We start from the raw sequence: 18,014 nt of genomic DNA, 5'->3' as shown, positions 1-18,014 counted from the left end.
GCGACGGGCGTTACCGGCAATGCCGTCGCGGCTGAAGCCGCTCCTACGGATGCTACGCACCACGCTTCCGGTTAGGGATGCGCCAAGGCGTAATCGATCGCCGCGCGCACCGCCGCCGCCTGCGCGGCATTGCACTGCTCCGGCGTCGCGCTGGCGCTGTCCGGGTATACCTCGGTGGTGGTGGTGTAGCGCGCGTCGGTGATGCCCGCGCACAGGCCCAGCCGCTTCACCGGATAGTTGATGACACCCGGCGCGGCCAGCGGCGTGCCGATCAGTTCGCCGGCGGCATCGGCCGGTGCGATATGGGTGACCTGCGCCACCGCGGCCAGCACCGCCTGCTGGAACGCCGGCTGCGGATTCTCGCTGTCGCCGACCAGGTAGAACCCGTCGGGAATGCCGCCCGGCTCGTAGGCGATGCCATCGCGCGCGGCCAGCGCCGGACGGAACTCGGACTCGTCGCTGTCGGTGGTCTCGTGCAGGTCGATGTGCATGCGCACCCGATCGCGCAGCGGCGCCACCAGGCGCAGCAGCGCGGCCGACTCCTGCGCCGGGCTGTCGGCGCGGAACGAACGGTTGGGATCCAGCGCATCGGCGTTCCAGCGGTGAATGCGTTCGTACGCCCACGGGCTCACGCACGGCGCCACCAGCACGTTGGCGCGGCCGGCATACGCGTCGGCATGCTGCTGCGCGAACTGCAGCGCGCCATGCACGCCGCTGGTCTCGTAGCCATGCACGCCGCCGGTAACCAGCATGCACGGCGAGGCGTCGTCCCAGTTGCGGCTGCGCAAGGCCAGCAGCGGATAACGCTCCTGCGCATACGCCAGTTCCCCGTACGCGACCACCTCCCACTGCCCGCGCAGGCCTTCGATGGCGGCGACCACCTCGTCCTGGTAGCTGCGCCGGCGCGGCTGTGTAGCCAGCCAAGCCGCCTTCTCGGCGGGGCCCCAGGGCACGCCGGGGGTTCCGATCGGATAGAAGGCTGCGCTGGTCATGGTGCGGCTCCGCGTCGACAGGTGAGGGCGGCGACTGTAGCAAAGCGCATGGGCCGCGATGCGACATGTGCCGCGAATGCAGCGTTCGTGGTGCTCCCATGCGGAAGCGGAAACAGATCCCGCTTTCGCGCGCTGTCGCCATGAATACGTATGTAGCGCGCGCATGTTGCGCCGCGATGCGCGCTTAGCATCCTCCCGCCGCATGCCAGCCCCGCGGCGACGTCACGCCCTGTCCTGCAGGCGTTCCTGCCTGCGCCCACGCAACGAGGAGATCGAACGATGCGCGTCCCATCCGCCGCTGCAAATCGTCTGCTGCGCCTGCATCGCTGGCGCAGCCTGCTGGTCGGCCTGCTGCTGCTCCTGGCCACCGCCAGCGCCCAGGCCGACGTCATCCTGCATGCCTTCAACTGGCCGTACGCCACCGTGGAAGCGCGCGCCGCGCAGATCGCCGCCGCCGGCTACCGCAAGGTGCTGGTGGCGCCGGCCTACCGCTCGCAGGGCGACGCCTGGTGGGCGCGCTACCAGCCGCAGGACATGCGCCTGATCGACAACCCGCTCGGCGACACCGACGCCTTCGCCAGCATGGTGCAGGCTCTGAAGGCGGTGGGCGTGGAGACCTATGCCGACGTGGTGCTCAACCACATGGCAAACGAAGCGGCCACGCGCTCGGACCTGAACTACCCGGGCAGCGCGGTTCTCGGCCAGTACGCCGCCAATCCGCAGCGCTATGCGTCGCTGCGGCTGTTCGGCGACCTCTCGCAGAACTTCCTCAGCGCCAGCGATTTCGGCCCGGCGCAATGCATCACCAACTACAACGACCCCTACCAGGTGCGCACCTACCGCATCTGCGGCGGCGGCAACGATCCCGGCCTGCCGGACCTGGTCGGCAACGACTGGGTGGTGCAGCAGCAGCGCAACTATCTGCTGGCGCTGAAGGCACTGGGCGTGACCGGCTTCCGCATCGATGCGGCCAAGCACATGACCTTCGACCATTTGAACAAGGTGCTCGATGCGCAGGTGCGCTCCGGCGTGCTGGTGTTCGGCGAAGTCATCACCGGCGGCGGCAGCGGCAATTCCGACTACGACCAGTTCCTGGCGCCGTACCTGCAGGCCACCCCGCACGCGGCCTACGACTTCCCCTTGTTCAACTCGGTGCGCAACGCCTTCGCCTATGGCGGCAGCATGGACCAGCTGGTGGACCCGGGCGCCTACGGCCAGGCGCTGCCCGGCGCACGTGCGGTGACCTTCGCCATCACCCACGACATCCCCAACAACGCCGGCTTCCGCTACGCGATCATGGACCCGGTCGACGAGACCCTGGCCTACGCCTACCTGCTCGGCCGCGACGGCGGCGTGCCGATGGTGTACTCGGACAACAACGAGAGCGGCGACAACCGCTGGGTCAACGCTTACCAGCGCGACGACCTCAAGCGCATGGTCGGCTTCCACAACGCCGCGCAGGGCCGCGACATGCAGGTACTGGCGCACGGCGCCTGCTACCTGCTGTTCCGCCGCGGCGACCTGGGCATCGTCGGCATCAACAAGTGCGGCACTACCGTCACCGCCGCCGTACCGATGAACGGCAGCGTGCTGCGCTGGAACGTCGACTACACCGATGCGCTGGGCTCCGGCAGCGTGGTGCGCATTTCCAGCGGCAGCTACACCTTCAGCCTGCCGCCGCGGCAGGCGCGGATGTGGAAGCGCTGAGCCTGCGAGCGGACGCGGCGCGCCCACCGGCGCGCCGCAAGGGGGCTGCGTCGCCGATCCGGGCGGCGCGGTGGCGGCTGACCAAGGTGCGGCCGCCATCGCCTATTGCATATCCATCCGGATGAAGAGATATACTGACGACACCGCCCGCTGCGTTGCGCCCATGACCGCCATCAGCTTCGAGTTCTATCCGCCCAAGACCGACGAGCAGCGCGCGCAGCTCGACCGCACCGCCGCGCGGCTGAAGGCCTACGCCCCGGAGTACGTGTCCTGCACCTTCGGCGCCGGCGGCTCGACCCTGAGCTACACCTCCGAGACCGTGCGCCACCTCAAGCAGCACCACCGCTTCGAGGCTGCGCCGCACCTGTCCTGCGTGGGCGGCAGCCGCGAGGAGATCCGCGAACTGCTCAAGTTGTACCGCGCCATCGGCTGCCGGCGCCTGGTCGCGCTGCGCGGCGACCTGCCGTCCGGCATGGGCCACCCCGGCGACCTGCGCTACGCCGCCGACCTGATCGCCTTCATTCGCGCCGAGCACGGCGACGCCTTCCACCTGGAAGTGGGCGCGTATCCGGAGACGCATCCGCAGGCCAACGACGCGCTCAGCGACCTGCGCCACTTCAAGGCCAAGGTCGACGCCGGCGCCGATGCCGCCATCACCCAGTACTTCTATAACGCCGACGCCTACTTTCACTTCGTCGACGCGGTGCGCAAGCTCGGCGTGCAGATCCCGATCGTGCCCGGCATGATGCCGATCTCCAACTTCAGTCAGCTGCGGCGTTTCTCCGAGCAGTGCGGCGCCGAAATCCCGCGCTGGATCGGCAAGCGCATGCAGGCCTACGGCGACGATGCCGAGGCCATCCGCGACTTCGGCGCCGACGTGGTCGCCACGCTGTGCCAACGCCTGATCGACGGCGGCGCGCCCGGGCTGCATTTCTACACGCTCAACCTGGCCAAGCCGACCACCAGCGTGCTGGCACGCCTGCGCGGCGCCATCGCCGCCGGCTGAGTGTCGCGGTCGCGGTCGCGGCCGCTGTCGCTGCCGCTCGGGATTCGGGATTCGGGATTGGCAACAGCGGCGCGCGCGGCCTCGCTTTGGCGAATCCCCAATCCCGAATCCCCAATCCCGGCTTCGTAGGCATTCGCTCCGCGGTCACGCCGGCTGCCGCTACCCTGCGCCGATGCGCGCTCTTCCGCCGATCCTGCTGGCTCTGTGCCTGTGCCTGTGCGTGTTCGCCACTCCCGCCGCGGCGCAGCGGGTGAACCGCTGCAGCGGCCCCGACGGCACCACCGTATTCAGCGATCGCCGTTGCGAGGACGTCGGCGCGATCGACCGGCTGCCGCCGCCGGTTGCGCCCGGCAATGTCGGCGACAACGCTCGCGGCCTGGCGCCGCCGCAGTGCGTGCGCCGGCTCAGCGTGCTGGTCCAGCAGATCCGCACCGCAGTCGAGACCCGCGACGTCAACCGGCTGTCGGCGCTGTATTGGTGGAACGGCGCTTCCGACGACGGCGCGCAACGCATCTTCGACCGGCTGGAGGCGATCGTGCGCCGCCCCCTGGTCGCGATCGTGCCGGTGGTGCCGGACACCAGCGGGACCAACGCTCCTGCAGCCGGCACGTCATCGACAGTCGCGTCCGCGACAACGGCCACGTCGGCCGCGACGGATGCCGACAGCGGCGAGGCGCCATCGCGTCCGCATCCGACCGGCCTGCGTCTGCAGCAGACCCTCGCCGGCAGCATCACCCCCACCTCCACCGTGCTGGACCTGCGCCGGCAGTACGACTGCTTCTGGATCAGTTTCTGAGGAGCCGGGATTGGGGATTGGGGATTGGGGAATCGCAACAGCGGCGTCCCGTACGCTCCTCCCCCCTCGCGCAGGAGCGGCTTCAGCCGCGACCTGTCGGAGATCCGCTGTTGCGGCTGAAGCCGCTACCACAAGTACGGCGCCAGCCTCGTCGGAGGATCACTGTGGGAGGGACTTCAGCCCCGACGCATTGCGCCATCGGAAGGCGCACCACTTCGCGCGCCACGGCTGCATGACAGTTGACTCCTGCGGGAAGCGGTTGCCACCGCCCCGCTCACGCCACATCGGCCGCCAGCGGCCATAGTCCGCGGATCGCGGCGATGCCCTGGCCGCCGTGACGGCGTGCCTCGGCCACCTGGGTCGGTGCCAGGCCGCCGATCGGGTAGATCGGCAGGGCGACCTGCTCGCGCAGGCGCTCGAACGCCTCCCAACCCAACGGCGCGGCGCCGGGGTGGCTGGCGGTGGCCGCCAGCGGCCCGACCACCGCGAAATCGCAGCCGATGCGCTGCGCCGCCTGCAATTCTTCGAGACTGTGGCAGGACGCCGCGACGGGCTGGCCGGCCGGCAACGGACGCGCCTGCCAGTGCGGCAACTGCTCCGCGCCCAGGTGCACGCCCACGCCCAGTGCCTGCGCCAGCGCCACGTCGCGGTTGAGCAGCACCTGCGCGCCACGTGCCGCGCACAGCGCCGCCGCGGAACGGGCCAGCGGCGACCACTGCTCGGCCGGCAGGCCGCGCGCGCGCAACTGCACGCGGCGCACACCGCCATCCAGCGCGCGCTCCAACGCCGCCAACCAGGGGCCAGGTTCGGCCGGCTCAGGCGTGACCAGGTAGCACGCGGGCTGGCGCAGCATCGCCACCACCGGCTGGTCGGCCGGCGGCATCGCGTAGCGGCCCAGCTTGTCGGCGCTCACCCAGGTCAGCGCCTGGCCCTCGCGGCCGCGTGGCGTGCCCTTCCACGCCGACACCTGGCGCACTTCCAGGCGCAGCCGCTTGTCCGGGTAGCGCTGCGGAACTTCCATCAGCCACTCGCCGACCACGGCGTCGATGCCCAGTTCCTCCTGCAGTTCGCGCACCAGCGCCTGCTCCGAGGTCTCGCCGGGCTCGCGCTTGCCGCCGGGGAATTCCCACAGACCGGCCAGGTCGCGGCCCTCGGTACGGCGGGTCAGCAGGATACGGCCGCGCGCATCGGTGATGACGCCGGCGACGACATGGATGGATCTGAGCGGTTCGGACATGGCGCAAGCTTGCCGTTTCCGGCAGCGCCAACGCAATCAACCAGGGTCACATCGGCGCCGATCGGCCGCGGAGGCGGCATCCCGCGCGACCGGGCAATCCCCGGGGCGGGACCATGACCTGCACCCAGCGCGGCTTGAAGACGCGGGCGTGTCGCGCCAACACCAAGCGTTGCGCGCTGGTCCACATGCGACGCTGCGTGGCGTGCCCGCTCATCGTGCCGCTGCGGCACGCATCGTGGTGGTTGGGTGCACTTCCGCAGCCCCGGCTGCGTTCCAGCCGGGACGGGCCTTCACGGAAAACCTGCCGCGGCTGAAGCCGCTCCCACGGAGACGGCTGCATTCCAGATCGCGGTGCCGATCATCCCCACTCCCCACTCCCCAATCCCGGCTCCCCGCTCAGGCGACCAGGTCGTGGCCGATCCGCCACAGCACCCCGCCGGGATCGTGCAGGGTGAAGTCGCGCATGCCCCAGGGCCGGTCCTCGGGTTCGCCCAGGCGCGCGCCGTAGCGGGCGACCAGGTCGGCCGCGTGCAGCCGCCGCCACCAGGCATCGGCGTCCTCCACCCACAGGTGCAGCATCAGGTTGTGCGCCAGGGCTTGATGGTAGCCATCCTGCAGCAGGAACGCGCAACGGTCACCGTGGCGGAAGCAGGTCAGGCCGTCGCCGAGCGGCTCGGGCACGAATCCGACCTCCGCATAGAACCGCGCCGACAACCCGAAATCCTGCGCCGGCACGAAGACCTTCAGTTCCAGGCTGCGCAAGGTTTCCATGGCACTTCCTCCAACGCATGCGTGCGATTCGTGACCCAGCATGCCACGCTGCGACGGTACACGCGCGTCAGCACGAGCACGCGCAAGCCTCCCTCTCCCCGCCCCGGCCGCGGCATGGCCGCTGGAGCACGCCCCGGCCTTGCGTAAGGGCTTGGCAAACGCGCCCCGCACTCACAGCGGCTGGGTCAGATACCGCTGCAGCGTCTCTCCCAACACCCGCACCGCCAGCGGCCGGGTCAGACCCCTGGCCGGAAACTCCAACACGTAGCGCACCAGGGCAAAACCCAGCATCTGCGAGGCGATCAGGGTCGCGCGCGTCTCTGCCGCCGCGCCCGGTCCCAGGTAGCGCCGCACCGCCGTGCGCAACTGCGTCTCGAAGATCTCGGTGATCCGCGCCTTCGCATCGGCATGGCTCACCGCCGCGCGCAGCAAGGCCACCAGTTGATGCCCCGAGGGCGCGTCCTCCCAGACCGCGAAGAAATGCGCCGCCAGGCGTTCGCCTATTTCCTCGGCTGGCGTGTCGCGCAGATCCGGAAGGTGCAGGTCGAACTCCACTGCCGCCAGGAACAGCTGCTCCTTGCTGCCGTAGTAGCGGATCACCAGCGCGACATTGGCCTGCGCCTGCGCCGCGATCTGGCGCACGGTGGCGCCGTCGTAACCATGCAGGGCGAACAGCGCCCGAGCCGATTCGAGAATGCGGTCTTTGGTGGCCTGAGAGCGTGTCACTGGGGTGTCCGTGGGAGGAACAGACTAGCGCCTGTAAACGGAAGTTTACTCCACGCGGGAAACGGCGCAGGATGTAAACACACGCTTACCAGGGAAGTGCGATGAACACGTATGGCGACACGCTATCGACGGACGTACTGATCGTGGGTGCCGGGCCCAGCGGGCTCGCGCTGCGCCTGGCCCTGGATCGCCTCGGGATCGCCTCGCTCCTGATCGACCGGCATCCGGCAGGGCTGAACACCTCGCGCGCCGCGGTGATCCATGCCCGCACCCTGGAAGTGCTCGAACCGCTCGGGGTCGTGCCGCGCCTGCTCGCGGCAGGCGTGAAGACCACCCGGTTCTGCGTGCGCGACGGCGACCGGGTCCTGCTGCAGATCGGCTTCGACGACCTGCCCTCGGCGCACCGATACGCGCTGATGTGCCCGCAGAACGCGACCGAGGCGATCCTCGGCGACGGGCTCGGGCCCGATTCCGCCACGGTGTGGCGGCCGGCACGCCTGCTGTCGTTCGCGCAGGCAGCCGATGGCATCAGCGCCGACCTGGAACTGCCGCAACAGCGCAGGCAGTTGGTGCGTGCGCAATGGATCGTCGGCTGCGACGGCGCGCACAGCACGGTGCGGCAAGGCGCAGGAATCGCATTCGAGGGCGGTGACTACACGGAAACCTTCGTGCTCGCCGACGTGCGCATGGCATGGCCGCTGCCGCGCGAGGAAGTCAGCCTGTTCTTCTCGCCGCAGGGCCTGATGGTGGTGGCGCCGTTGCCGGAGCCCGACGGTGCAGCCGGCGATCGCCATCGGATCGTGGCGACGGTGACGGACACGGCCGGGCCGCCGACCCTGTCGCAGATGCAGGCCTTGCTCGACGCGCGCGGCCGCATCGACGCGCTGCTCTGGAGTTCGGACTTTCATCTGCAGCATCGCGTGGCCGCGCAGATGCGGCGGGGACGGGTCCTGCTGTGCGGCGATGCGGCGCATGTGCACAGCCCCGCCGGAGGCCAGGGCATGAATACCGGCATCCAGGACGCGATCGCCCTCGCGCCTGCGCTGCAGCGGGCACTCCACCAGCAGGATGACCACGACCTGGATGCGTGGGCCAGCCGCCGCCATCGCATCGCCCGCGGCGTGGTGCGCATGACCGATGCGATGACGCGTGCGGCCACCGCTACCGCGCCGATGACACGTACTGTTCGCAATGGCCTGCTCGGCCTGATCGATCGTGCGCCCCCGATCCAGCGCAGGCTGGCGGCGCGATTGGCCGAACTGGGCAACTGAGCGTCGGACGGTCGCTGCCCCGCAAGGGTCGGGAGCAGCGGATCCGGGATGCCGGGGCCTAGGAAAGGGCCGGCGCCCACAGCGGCTGCGCACGTGCGCAGCGCTGCGGCGGGACCAGACTCAGCTCAGCTGGCCGTGGCAGTGCTTGTACTTCTTGCCGCTGCCGCAGGGGCAGGGATCGTTGCGGCCGACCTTCGGCGCTTCGCGGGTCACCTGCGCCACGGTCGGCGCTCCCGCCTCGCCGCGCTGCACCTGCTCGGCTTCCTCGTCGGCGCCGTAACCGCCGGCGTCCTGGTGCTGGAACTGCGCCTGGCGCAGCTGCGCCTCCACCTGCTGGCGCTCCTGCGCCTCCAGCGCGGCCACTTCCTCCTCGCTGCGGATGCGCACCCGCGCCAGCAGGGTGACCACTTCGCGCTTGGCGTGCTCCAGCATCTCCGAGAACAGCTCGAAGGCTTCCTTCTTGTATTCCTGCTTGGGCTGCTTCTGCGCGTAGCCGCGCAGGTGGATGCCCTGGCGCAGGTAGTCCATGCGCGCCAGGTGCTCCTTCCAGCTCTGGTCGAGCACGGTGAGCATCACGTGCTTCTCCAGCGCGCGCATGGTCTCGCCGCCGACCGCCGATTCCTTCTCGCGGAAATGACGGTCCACTTCCTCGCGCACCTTCTCGACGATGCCGTCCGCGTCCAGTTCCTCATGGCGCTTGACCAAATCGGTGATCGACAGCGACAGGCCCAGTTCGCTGGCCAGCGTGGCTTCCAGGCCCGGCAGGTCCCACTGGTCGTCCACCGAGTTCGGCGGCACGAAGCGCGACACGATGTCGTAGATCACGTCGTCGCGGATGCCGTCGACGTTCTCCTTCACCGACTCGGCGTCCAGCAACTCGTCGCGCTGGGCGTAGATCACCTTGCGCTGGTCGTTGTTGACGTCGTCGAAGTCGAGCAGGTTCTTGCGGATGTCGAAGTTGTGCGCCTCGACCTTGCGCTGCGCCTTCTCGATCTGCCGGCTGACCAGCTTGTCCTCGATGACGTCGTCTTCCTTCATGCCCATCATGCGCATCGCCTTCTGCACCCAGTCCGAGGCGAAGATGCGCATCAGGTTGTCTTCCAGCGACAGGTAGAACCGCGAGGAACCCGGGTCGCCCTGGCGACCGGAACGGCCGCGCAGCTGGTTGTCGATACGCCGCGATTCGTGGCGCTCGGTGCCGATGATGTGCAGGCCGCCGGCGGCCTTGACCGCGTCGTGGCGCTCCTGCCAGGCCGCCTTCAGGCGCGCGCGCGTCGCCTCGTCCGGCTCCTCGCCCAGCGCATGCAGTTCGGCTTCCAGCGAGCCGCCGAGCACGATGTCGGTACCGCGGCCGGCCATGTTGGTGGCGATGGTCACCGCGCCCGGCTGGCCGGCGTTGGCGACGATCTGCGCTTCGCGCTCGTGCTGCTTGGCGTTGAGCACCTCGTGCTTCACGCCGGCCTTGCGCAGGTGCTCGGACAGCATCTCCGAGGTCTCGATCGAGGTGGTGCCGACCAGCACCGGCTGGCCGCGCTTGGCGCAGTCCTCGATGTCGGCCAGCACCGCGTTGAACTTGCCCTGGCGGTTGAGGAACACCTGGTCCGGCCAGTCCTTGCGGATGGTCGGGCGGTTGGTCGGGATCACCACCACTTCCAGGCCGTAGATGCTCTGGAACTCGTAGGCTTCGGTATCGGCCGTACCGGTCATGCCGGACAGCTTCTTGTACATGCGGAACAGGTTCTGGAAGGTGATGCTGGCCAGCGTCTGATTCTCGCGCTGCACCGGCACGCCTTCCTTCGCCTCCACCGCCTGGTGCAGGCCGTCGGACCAGCGCCGGCCCGGCAGGGTGCGGCCGGTGAACTCGTCGACGATCACCACCTCGCCGTCGCGCACGATGTAGTCGACGTCGCGCTGGTAGATCGCGTGCGCGCGCAGCGCCGCGTTGAGGTGGTGGACCACGCTCAGGTTCTGCGCCCCGTACAGGCGGTCTTCCTCGTCGGTGAGGATGCCGGCGGCGCGCAGCAGCTCTTCGGCGTGCTCCATGCCCGCTTCGGACAGGTGCACCTGCTTGCCCTTCTCGTCGACCCAGAAGTCGCCCTCGCCCTCTTCCGACTCCTGCTTGACCAGCTGCGGCACGATGCGGTTGACGCGGATGTACAGCTCCGGCGACTCGTCGGCCGGGCCAGAGATGATCAGCGGGGTGCGCGCCTCGTCGATCAGGATCGAGTCCACTTCGTCGACGATGGCGTAGTTGAGCCCGCGCTGGAAGCGATCGGCCTTGGACAGCGCCATGTTGTCGCGCAAGTAGTCGAAGCCGAATTCGTTGTTGGTGCCGTAGGTGATGTCGGCGGCGTAGGCGGCGTGCTTGTCGCTATGCGGCATGCCCGGGTACACCACGCCCACGCTCAGGCCCAGCCAGTTGTACAGCTTGCCCATCTGCGCGGCGTCGCGGCGCGCCAGGTAGTCGTTGACGGTGACCACGTGCACGCCCTTGTCTTCCAGCGCGTTGAGGTACACCGGCAGCGTCGCGACCAGGGTCTTGCCCTCGCCGGTGCGCATTTCCGCGATCTTGCCCAGGTGCAGGACCATGCCGCCGATCAACTGCACGTCGTAGTGGCGCATGCCCAGCACGCGCCGGCTGGCCTCGCGGCACACCGCGAACGCTTCCGGCAGCACCTTGTCCAGGGTATCGCCGCCGGCGATGCGTCCGCGCAGTTCCGGGGTCTTGGCCTGCAGCTGCTCGTCGGAGAGCTGCTCCATCTCCGGCTCCAGCGCATTGATCTTGGCGACGATACGGTGGAGCTGGCGCAGTTGGCGCTCGTTGCGGCTACCGAAAACGCGAGTAAGCAGACTGTTGATCATTGAAGGAACCGGTTGGAAAGGAACGCCCGCGCGGCCCGATCCCCAGGGAATCGACGGGCCGCAAACGAAACAGGGCGCGAGGCGCCCTGTCGATGGCAAAGCACATTGTAGCTTGGGGCGGGGCCCGGCGATTCAAGCGCCGGCACGCCGCCCCCTGCAGAACTCAGCCGCGGCCGCGGCGACCCACCGGAATGGCGCCATCGCCGAGGAACTTGGCCGGGTTCACCACCACCCCGTCCTTCCACACCTCGAAATGCACGTGGGCGCCGGTGGACCGGCCGGTGGAGCCGGCCTTGGCCACTTCCTGGCCGACCCGCACCAGGTCGCCGACCTTCACCGACAGCCGCGAATTGTGCGCATAGCGGGTGACATAGCCGTTGCCGTGGTCGACCTCGACCACGTTGCCGTAGCCGCCGCGCACGCCGGAATAGCTGACCACGCCGTCGGCCACCGCCAGCACCGGGTCGCCGACATTGGCGTGGAAGTCGATGCCCTTGTGGTTGCCGGTGCCGCGGCCGAACGGATCGGCGCGGCCGCCGAAGGCCGAGGTGATGTAGCTGTTGCGGATCGGCATCCGCGAGGGCACCGCGTTCTGGTCCAGCTGATGGTCGAACAGCAGCGATTCGAGCACCGACAGCTGCTGGCCTGAGGTGGCGAACTTCTGCTGCAGCCCGTCCAGCTCCTTGCCGAGCTGCTGCGCGGGCATGTCGTGGCTGGGCTCGTCGTCGCCGCCACCGACGCCGACCGGCTGGTCGAAGTCGAACTCACCGTCCTGCAGCTTGCCCATGCGGGTCAGGCGCTCGCCGAGCGCGTTGAGCCGGGTCGCCTGCGCCTGCAGCTCGCCCAGGCGCGCGGCCAGGGCGTTGACCTGGGTCTGCGCGTCGCGGCGCACCTGCGCCAGCTCCTGGTCCTGCCGTTCGAGCTTGGCGCGCAGTTGCGCCGAACCACCCCATCCGGCTGCGGCGCTGACGCCGATGCCGAGTACCATGCCGAGTCCGAGGACCGCGCCGAGCGCGGCGAGGGGGCGGCGATCGGCGAAATCGCGCAATCGCCACGGCAACGTCTTGACCCCCTTTTCACTGGAACGGATTACGATCTTCTTGAACGTCATATGAGTTTTCATGTCTAAGCGAAAGTCCGGCGAAGGCCATACCGCCACGCCGCAGCCGGCGTTGGACGCCGCACTGGCGGACAAGGCGGGCGACCCGTTGCGACGCGCCCTGTGGCTCGACGCGCTGGACCGGCAGTTACGCTCCCATCTGCCGCCGAACCTGGCCTCCCGTTGCCGGTTGGCCAATGTGAACGGCGAGCAGCTCGTTTTTCTCGTTGAGTCTCCGGTCTGGCACGCCCGGGTCAGGCTGGCCGAGGCCGACATCCTTGCTGCGGCCCGTTCCCTCGGGCTGAAAGCCACCAAAGTGACCGTCAAGACTGCGACTGCACCCGCGCATTCCCCAATGCAGCAGGCAAGAAGCAAGCCAGCTCCGGTTTCTGCGGCCACGCACAAGGGGCTGCGCGAGGCTCTGGCTTCCCTGCAGGACGTCGGCTCCGCGACGCCTGATGCGACCGCGGGCTCCGACCGCGGCCGTCGACGTACGTAGACACGCACGCCGCGACCCGACGCATCCTAGCGGGCGTCGGGCGTGAGGTCGTTACCGATTCGTTAAATCGATGTTAAGGGGAGAAGAAGAACCGGCCGATTGCCGATTCCGTGATCCCCACCCGGCCGCTGGCCGGGCTGAACGGATTCAGGCGTAAGCCACGGCCCCGTAGGCCACCGGCGCCTGCTGCGCGGCGGATTCGAAGCTGACCCATTCCCAGGCCGCCTGTTCGGCGAGCAGCGCGCGGACCAGCTTGTTGTTCAGCGCATGGCCGGACTTGTAGCCCTCGTAGGCACCGAGGATGGCGCCGCCGGCGAGGTAAAGGTCGCCGATCGCATCGAGGATCTTGTGGCGCACGAACTCGTCGGCATAGCGCAGGCCGTCATCGTTGAGCACGCGGAACTCGTCGAGCACGATGGCGTTGTCCATCGAACCGCCCAGGCCGAGATTGCGCTCGCGCATGTACTCCAGGTCGCGCATGAAGCCGAAGGTGCGCGCGCGGGAGATTTCCTTGATGTAGGCCATCGTCGAGAACTCGATTTCCTGGCGCGACTGCTTGGCCGGGATCATCGGGTGATCGAACTGGATGGTGAAACCGAGCTTGTAGCCGCCGTCGTAGGGCACGAAGCGGGCGATCTTGTCGCCGTCGCGCACTTCCACTTCGCGCTTGATGCGGATGAAGCGCTTGGCCTTGTCCTGCTCGACGATGCCCGCCGACTGCAGCAGGAACACGAACGGACCGGCCGAGCCGTCCATGATCGGCAGTTCGGCCGAGGACAGTTCGACGATGGCGTTGTCCACGCCGAGGCCGGCCATCGCCGACATCAGGTGCTCCACGGTCTGGATCTTGGCCTGGCCGCGGCTCAAGCCGGTGCACAGCGTGGTCTCGGTGACCAGCTCGGCATCGGCAGGCACGTCCACCGCCGGATCCAGGTCCACGCGTCGGAACACGATGCCGTGGTCGGCCGGTGCGGGGCGCAGGGTCATGTAGACCTTGTCGCCGCTGTGCAGGCCCACGCCGGTGGCGCGGATCGTGTTCTTGAGAGTGCGTTGCTGGGTCATGGCAGACAGTCTGGAAACGTCTGTTCGCACGGGAACTGAACAGACAACGAGAATATCACGCGTTTAGCCAAATTTTAACAAAGCGGTCACAGCATCCCATGGGTGCAACGCTGGCCCGCGCCGGCGTCGCGGTCGCAAAAACCTGCCGGGTCGCGAGGACCCGGCAGCAAGGGACACGGCGCGCCGACCAGGGAGGCGCTCCTGGACGGCGGTGTTGCGGGCCGGCGCGAACGCCGGCCGATGACGCATCGACCTCAGTCGGCCTGGCGGCGCAGGGTGGGCCGCTTGCTTGCGAAGCACGGCTTCGCGAGCGGCCCCGCGCCCGGCCATGGATGGCCGGGCAGGCCCATCCGCAAGCCGGACGGCTGCGCCAGGGACGGCATCAGTCGGCCTGGCGGCGCAGGAACGCCGGGATATCCAGGTAGTCGCTCGGCAGGTCGGCCGCGGCCGGGGTCGGCGCGGCGGCCGCCGGGCTCATCGACTCGCCGCTCGGACGACGCAGGCCCAGGCCCATCGCACCGCCGACCGCCTTGGACACGGCATCGCCGCCGTGCTCGAAGTCGCCGAACTCCGGCTGGCCGGTGGTGGCGTTGCGCACCAGCTTGATCGGCGCACGCTGCTCCGGACGCTGCGACTGGCGCGACACCGCGCGGTTCAGGCCGGTGGCGACCACGGTCACGCGCACTTCGTCCTGCATGTCCGGATCCAGCACGGTGCCGACCACCACGGTGGCGTCCTCGGAGGAGAAGCCCTCGATGGTGCGGCCGATCTCGTCGAACTCGGCCATGGTGAAGTCCGGGCCGGCGGTGATGTTGACCAGGATGCCGTTGGCGCCGGCCAGGTTGACGTCGTCCAGCAGCGGGTTCTGGATTGCGGCTTCGGCAGCGGCCTGCGCGCGATCGTCGCCGCGGGCCGAGCCGGTGCCCATCATCGCCAGGCCCATTTCCGACATCACGGTGCGCACGTCGGCGAAGTCGACGTTGATCAGGCCCGGACGCACGATCAGGTCGGCGATGCCCTGCACCGCGCCCTGCAGCACGTCGTTGGCGGCGCGGAACGCCTGGATCATGGTGGCGTTGCGGCCGAGCACGGTGATCAGCTTCTCGTTGGGGATGGTGATCAGCGAGTCGCAGTGCTGGCTCAGTTCCTCGATGCCCTTCAGCGCCACCTGCATGCGGCGGCGGCCTTCGAACGGGAACGGCTTGGTGACCACGGCCACGGTCAGGATGCCCATTTCCTTGGCCAGCTGCGCCACCACCGGCGCGGCGCCGGTGCCGGTGCCGCCGCCCATGCCGGCGGTGATGAACACCATGTCCGCGCCCTGCAGCGCGTCCATGATGCGCTCGCGGTCTTCCAGCGCGGCCTGGCGGCCGACTTCCGGGTTCGCGCCCGCGCCCAGGCCCTTGGTGACGTTAGTGCCGAGCTGCAGCTGCAGCTTGGCGCCGCAGTTCTTGATCGCCTGCGAGTCGGTGTTAGCGGTGATGAATTCCACGCCGTCCACGCTGCTGCTGACCATGTGCGCGACCGCGTTGCCGCCGCCGCCGCCCACGCCAACGACCTTGATCACTGCATTGGGTGCCATCTTTTCAATCAGTTCGAAATGCGCCATGTCCGTGTCCTCTTGAGCCGGGATTGGGGAGTGGGGATTGGGGATTCGGAGAACTCCGATCCTTTTTCCCTGCCTCTCCGTCCGGCGAGTGTTGTTGTTTGGATGCCGGGATTCGGGATTCGGGAGTGGGGATTCGCAAGAGCGACTACCCAGTTCCGTGACCCTTTCCGCGGCGGAATCACTGCAAAAAAACCTATCGCCTGCCTACCTACCGCTCTCCACTCTCTCTACCTACCGCTGTTGCTCCCACCAATCCCGAATGTCGAATCCCGAATCCCGGCTCCATCAAAACTCGCCGCGATACCAGTTCTTCAATTTCTTGAACAAGCTGCCGGCGCGGCCGGTCGGCAGCGACGGGCGGCGCGGGTGTTCGATCTGGCTGCCCATCAGCAGCAGGCCCACGCCGGTGGCGTGGACCGGGTTGCCCACGACCTCGCCCAGGCCGGTGACGTGCTGGGGAATGCCCACGCGTACCGGCATCTGCACCATTTCCTCGGCCAGTTCGACCACGCCTTCCATCTTCGAGGCGCCGCCGGTCAGCACCATGCCGGCGCGCACCAGTTCCTCGAAGCCGGAGCGGCGCAGTTCCGCCTGCACCATCTCGAAGATCTCCTCGTAGCGACCCTGCACCGCCTGCGCCAGCGAATGGCGCGGCATGCGCCGCGGCGGGCGGTCGCCGACGCTGGGCACCTGGATGCTTTCTTCCGCGGTGGCCAGCTGCGCCAGCGCGCAGGCGTAGCGCACCTTGATCTGCTCGGCTTCCGGGGTGGGCGTGCGCAGCATGTGCGCGATGTCGTTGGTGACGTGGTCGCCGGCGATCGGCAGCGAGGCGGTGTGGCAGATCGCGCCCTGCACGAACACCGCCAGGTCGGTGGTGCCGGCGCCCATGTCCACCAGCACCACGCCCAGCTCGCGCTCGTCGGCGGTCAGCACCGCCACCGAGGACGCCAGCGAGGACAGGATCAGGTCGTCCACCTGCAGGCCGCAGCGCTGCACGCACTTGCTGATGTTGGCCGCCGCCGACTGCGCGCACACCACCAGGTGCGCGTGTACCTCCAGGCGCACGCCGGTCATGCCGACCGGGTTGCGGATGCCTTCCTGCGAATCGTCCAGCACGTACTCGCGCGGGATCGCGTGGAGGATGCGCTGGTCGGCCGGGATCGCCACCGCCTTGGCCGCTTCCAGCACGCGGTCCAGATCGTTCCAGGTCACCTCGCCGTCGCGGATCGGCACGATGCCCGGCGAGTTCTTGCACTGCACGTGGTTGCCGGAGATCGACGCGTACACCGAGCGGATCTCGCAGCCAGCCATCAGCTCGGCTTCCTCGATCGCGCGCTGGATCGACTGCACGGTGGATTCGATGTCCACGACCACGCCGCGCTTGAGACCGCGCGATTCGTGCGAACCGATGCCGATCACCTCGATCGGGTTGCCGGGCGAATATTCGCCGACCAGCGCGACGACCTTCGAGGTGCCGATGTCCAGTCCAACGATGAGGGATTTGTCGCCTTTGCGGTTCATGTCTTGGAGCCGGGAATAGAGAATCGGGAATGGGGAATGGAGAAGAGCGGGCTCTCGCGATGGGATGGAGGGTCGGCCAGTGCCGCGTGGCGCGTGGGCTGGGCCGGCGCCGCGGGTTTCTTCTCCTTGCCCGGCTCCTTACTCGGCTCTTTGCTCTCGGGTACCCATGCCACCGTGAATCCGTTGGTGTAGCGAAGATCGGCGCGCGCCAGCGGCGGCTGGCCCGGCTGCAGCAGTTGCGGCAGCACCCGGGCGAAGCGCTCCAGGCGCGCGCGCGCGTCGTCGCGCCCGACCACCACCTGCACGCCGTTGCCCAGCGCCAGCGACCAGCTGCCGCGCGCGTCCAGGGCCACGCCCTGCACCGGCAAGCCGACCGGAGCGAACAGCGCGCGCGAGGCGTTGTACAGCGCGACCACGTCGGCGGCCTTGGCGTCGGGACCGTCCAGGTGCGGCAGCGCCACGTCGCGCAGTTCGTTGGGCAGGGCGAAGATGCGCCCCTGCTCGGACAGCATGCGGTCCGCGCCCCAGCGCGCGAACGGACGATGTTCGGTGACGCGCACTTCCAGCACGTCCGGCCAGCGCTTGCGCACGCGCGCGCTCTCCACCCACGGCAGGCGCTCGATCGCGTTCTGCGCATCCTGCAGGCGCACCGCGAAGAAGCCGCGCCGCGCATACGGCAGCACCACCTGGCGCAACTGCTCGGCGGACACGCGCTTGAAGTCGCCGCTGACCTGCAGCCGGCTCAGCGGCCAGCGCTCGGCGCCGACCCAGCCGTTGAGCACGGCCACGATCGGCAGCGCGACCAGGGCCAGTGCCAGCAACCAGGCGAGGATGCGCAGGGAGGCGTTCATGGGCG

At 68.9% G+C, this 18,014-nt stretch carries 15 protein-coding genes; 5 read left to right on the top strand and 10 right to left on the bottom strand.

Annotated elements, in window-relative coordinates:
- Positions 1–71: 71 nt before the first annotated feature.
- Positions 72–992, bottom strand: coding sequence for a M14 family metallopeptidase (locus tag FHR66_RS01710; RefSeq protein WP_160966655.1), 921 nt, complete (start codon positions 990–992; stop codon positions 72–74).
- A gap of 336 nt (positions 993–1,328) precedes the next feature.
- On the opposite strand from FHR66_RS01710, the gene FHR66_RS01705 reads away from it, so the two are divergent.
- The 3 genes from FHR66_RS01705 to FHR66_RS01695 all read left to right on the top strand — a co-directional run bounded on the left by FHR66_RS01705 (position 1,329) and on the right by FHR66_RS01695 (position 4,501).
- On the top strand, positions 1,329–2,699 hold the full coding sequence (locus FHR66_RS01705; protein ID WP_202394649.1) for an alpha-amylase family protein: 1,371 nt from the start codon (positions 1,329–1,331) through the stop codon (positions 2,697–2,699).
- Between the two features lie 163 nt (positions 2,700–2,862).
- Positions 2,863–3,705 (top strand): methylenetetrahydrofolate reductase [NAD(P)H], encoded by an 843-nt coding sequence (gene metF, locus FHR66_RS01700; RefSeq protein ID WP_160966651.1) that lies wholly within the window; start codon positions 2,863–2,865, stop codon positions 3,703–3,705.
- A gap of 172 nt (positions 3,706–3,877) precedes the next feature.
- Positions 3,878–4,501, top strand: a complete 624-nt coding sequence (locus tag FHR66_RS01695; protein ID WP_160966649.1) for a DUF4124 domain-containing protein — start codon at positions 3,878–3,880, stop codon at positions 4,499–4,501.
- Between the two features lie 274 nt (positions 4,502–4,775).
- Here FHR66_RS01695 and FHR66_RS01690 read toward each other — a convergent pair whose 3' ends face one another.
- The 3 genes from FHR66_RS01690 to FHR66_RS01680 all read right to left on the bottom strand — a co-directional run bounded on the left by FHR66_RS01690 (position 4,776) and on the right by FHR66_RS01680 (position 7,235).
- A complete protein-coding gene (locus tag FHR66_RS01690; RefSeq protein WP_160966647.1) occupies positions 4,776–5,738 on the bottom strand; it encodes a Nudix family hydrolase in 963 nt (320 codons plus the stop codon).
- Positions 5,739–6,134: 396 nt separating this feature from the next.
- Positions 6,135–6,509 (bottom strand): VOC family protein, encoded by a 375-nt coding sequence (locus FHR66_RS01685; protein WP_160966645.1) that lies wholly within the window; start codon positions 6,507–6,509, stop codon positions 6,135–6,137.
- A 171-nt stretch (positions 6,510–6,680) separates the two neighbouring features.
- On the bottom strand, positions 6,681–7,235 hold the full coding sequence (locus FHR66_RS01680; RefSeq protein ID WP_160966643.1) for a TetR/AcrR family transcriptional regulator: 555 nt from the start codon (positions 7,233–7,235) through the stop codon (positions 6,681–6,683).
- 101 nt (positions 7,236–7,336) lie between these two features.
- Here FHR66_RS01680 and FHR66_RS01675 point away from each other — a divergent pair, with 101 nt between their 5' ends.
- Entirely contained in the window at positions 7,337–8,506 is a 1,170-nt protein-coding gene (locus FHR66_RS01675) for an FAD-dependent monooxygenase (RefSeq protein WP_167087286.1), read from the top strand.
- Between the two features lie 120 nt (positions 8,507–8,626).
- On the opposite strand, the gene secA is transcribed toward FHR66_RS01675, so the two are convergent.
- Positions 8,627–11,368: a preprotein translocase subunit SecA gene (gene secA, locus FHR66_RS01670; protein WP_160966639.1), complete on the bottom strand. Its 2,742-nt coding sequence runs from the start codon at positions 11,366–11,368 to the stop codon at positions 8,627–8,629.
- Positions 11,369–11,531: 163 nt separating this feature from the next.
- Positions 11,532–12,479, bottom strand: a complete 948-nt coding sequence (locus FHR66_RS01665) for a peptidoglycan DD-metalloendopeptidase family protein (protein ID WP_160966637.1) — start codon at positions 12,477–12,479, stop codon at positions 11,532–11,534.
- 10 nt (positions 12,480–12,489) lie between these two features.
- Here FHR66_RS01665 and FHR66_RS01660 point away from each other — a divergent pair, with 10 nt between their 5' ends.
- Complete coding sequence (locus FHR66_RS01660) at positions 12,490–12,966, top strand: DUF721 domain-containing protein (protein ID WP_160966635.1); 477 nt, start codon at positions 12,490–12,492, stop codon at positions 12,964–12,966.
- Between the two features lie 147 nt (positions 12,967–13,113).
- Here the strand turns inward: FHR66_RS01660 and lpxC are convergent, their stop codons facing one another.
- The 4 genes from lpxC to FHR66_RS01640 all read right to left on the bottom strand — a co-directional run bounded on the left by lpxC (position 13,114) and on the right by FHR66_RS01640 (position 18,009).
- On the bottom strand, positions 13,114–14,028 hold the full coding sequence (gene lpxC, locus FHR66_RS01655) for a UDP-3-O-acyl-N-acetylglucosamine deacetylase (protein WP_160966633.1): 915 nt from the start codon (positions 14,026–14,028) through the stop codon (positions 13,114–13,116).
- 382 nt (positions 14,029–14,410) lie between these two features.
- Entirely contained in the window at positions 14,411–15,637 is a 1,227-nt protein-coding gene (gene ftsZ / locus FHR66_RS01650; RefSeq protein ID WP_160966631.1) for a cell division protein FtsZ, read from the bottom strand.
- 285 nt (positions 15,638–15,922) lie between these two features.
- A complete protein-coding gene (ftsA, locus tag FHR66_RS01645) occupies positions 15,923–17,158 on the bottom strand; it encodes a cell division protein FtsA (protein WP_010340121.1) in 1,236 nt (411 codons plus the stop codon).
- Complete coding sequence (locus FHR66_RS01640) at positions 17,155–18,009, bottom strand: cell division protein FtsQ/DivIB (RefSeq protein ID WP_160966629.1); 855 nt, start codon at positions 18,007–18,009, stop codon at positions 17,155–17,157. Before FHR66_RS01640 ends, ftsA begins: the two co-directional genes overlap by 4 nt.
- Positions 18,010–18,014: the final 5 nt, after the last annotated feature.

This window comes from Xanthomonas sp. F4 (assembly GCF_011761895.1).
Note: the sequence above shows the minus strand (reverse complement) of the source record. Positions and strands in the feature narration are given on the sequence as shown.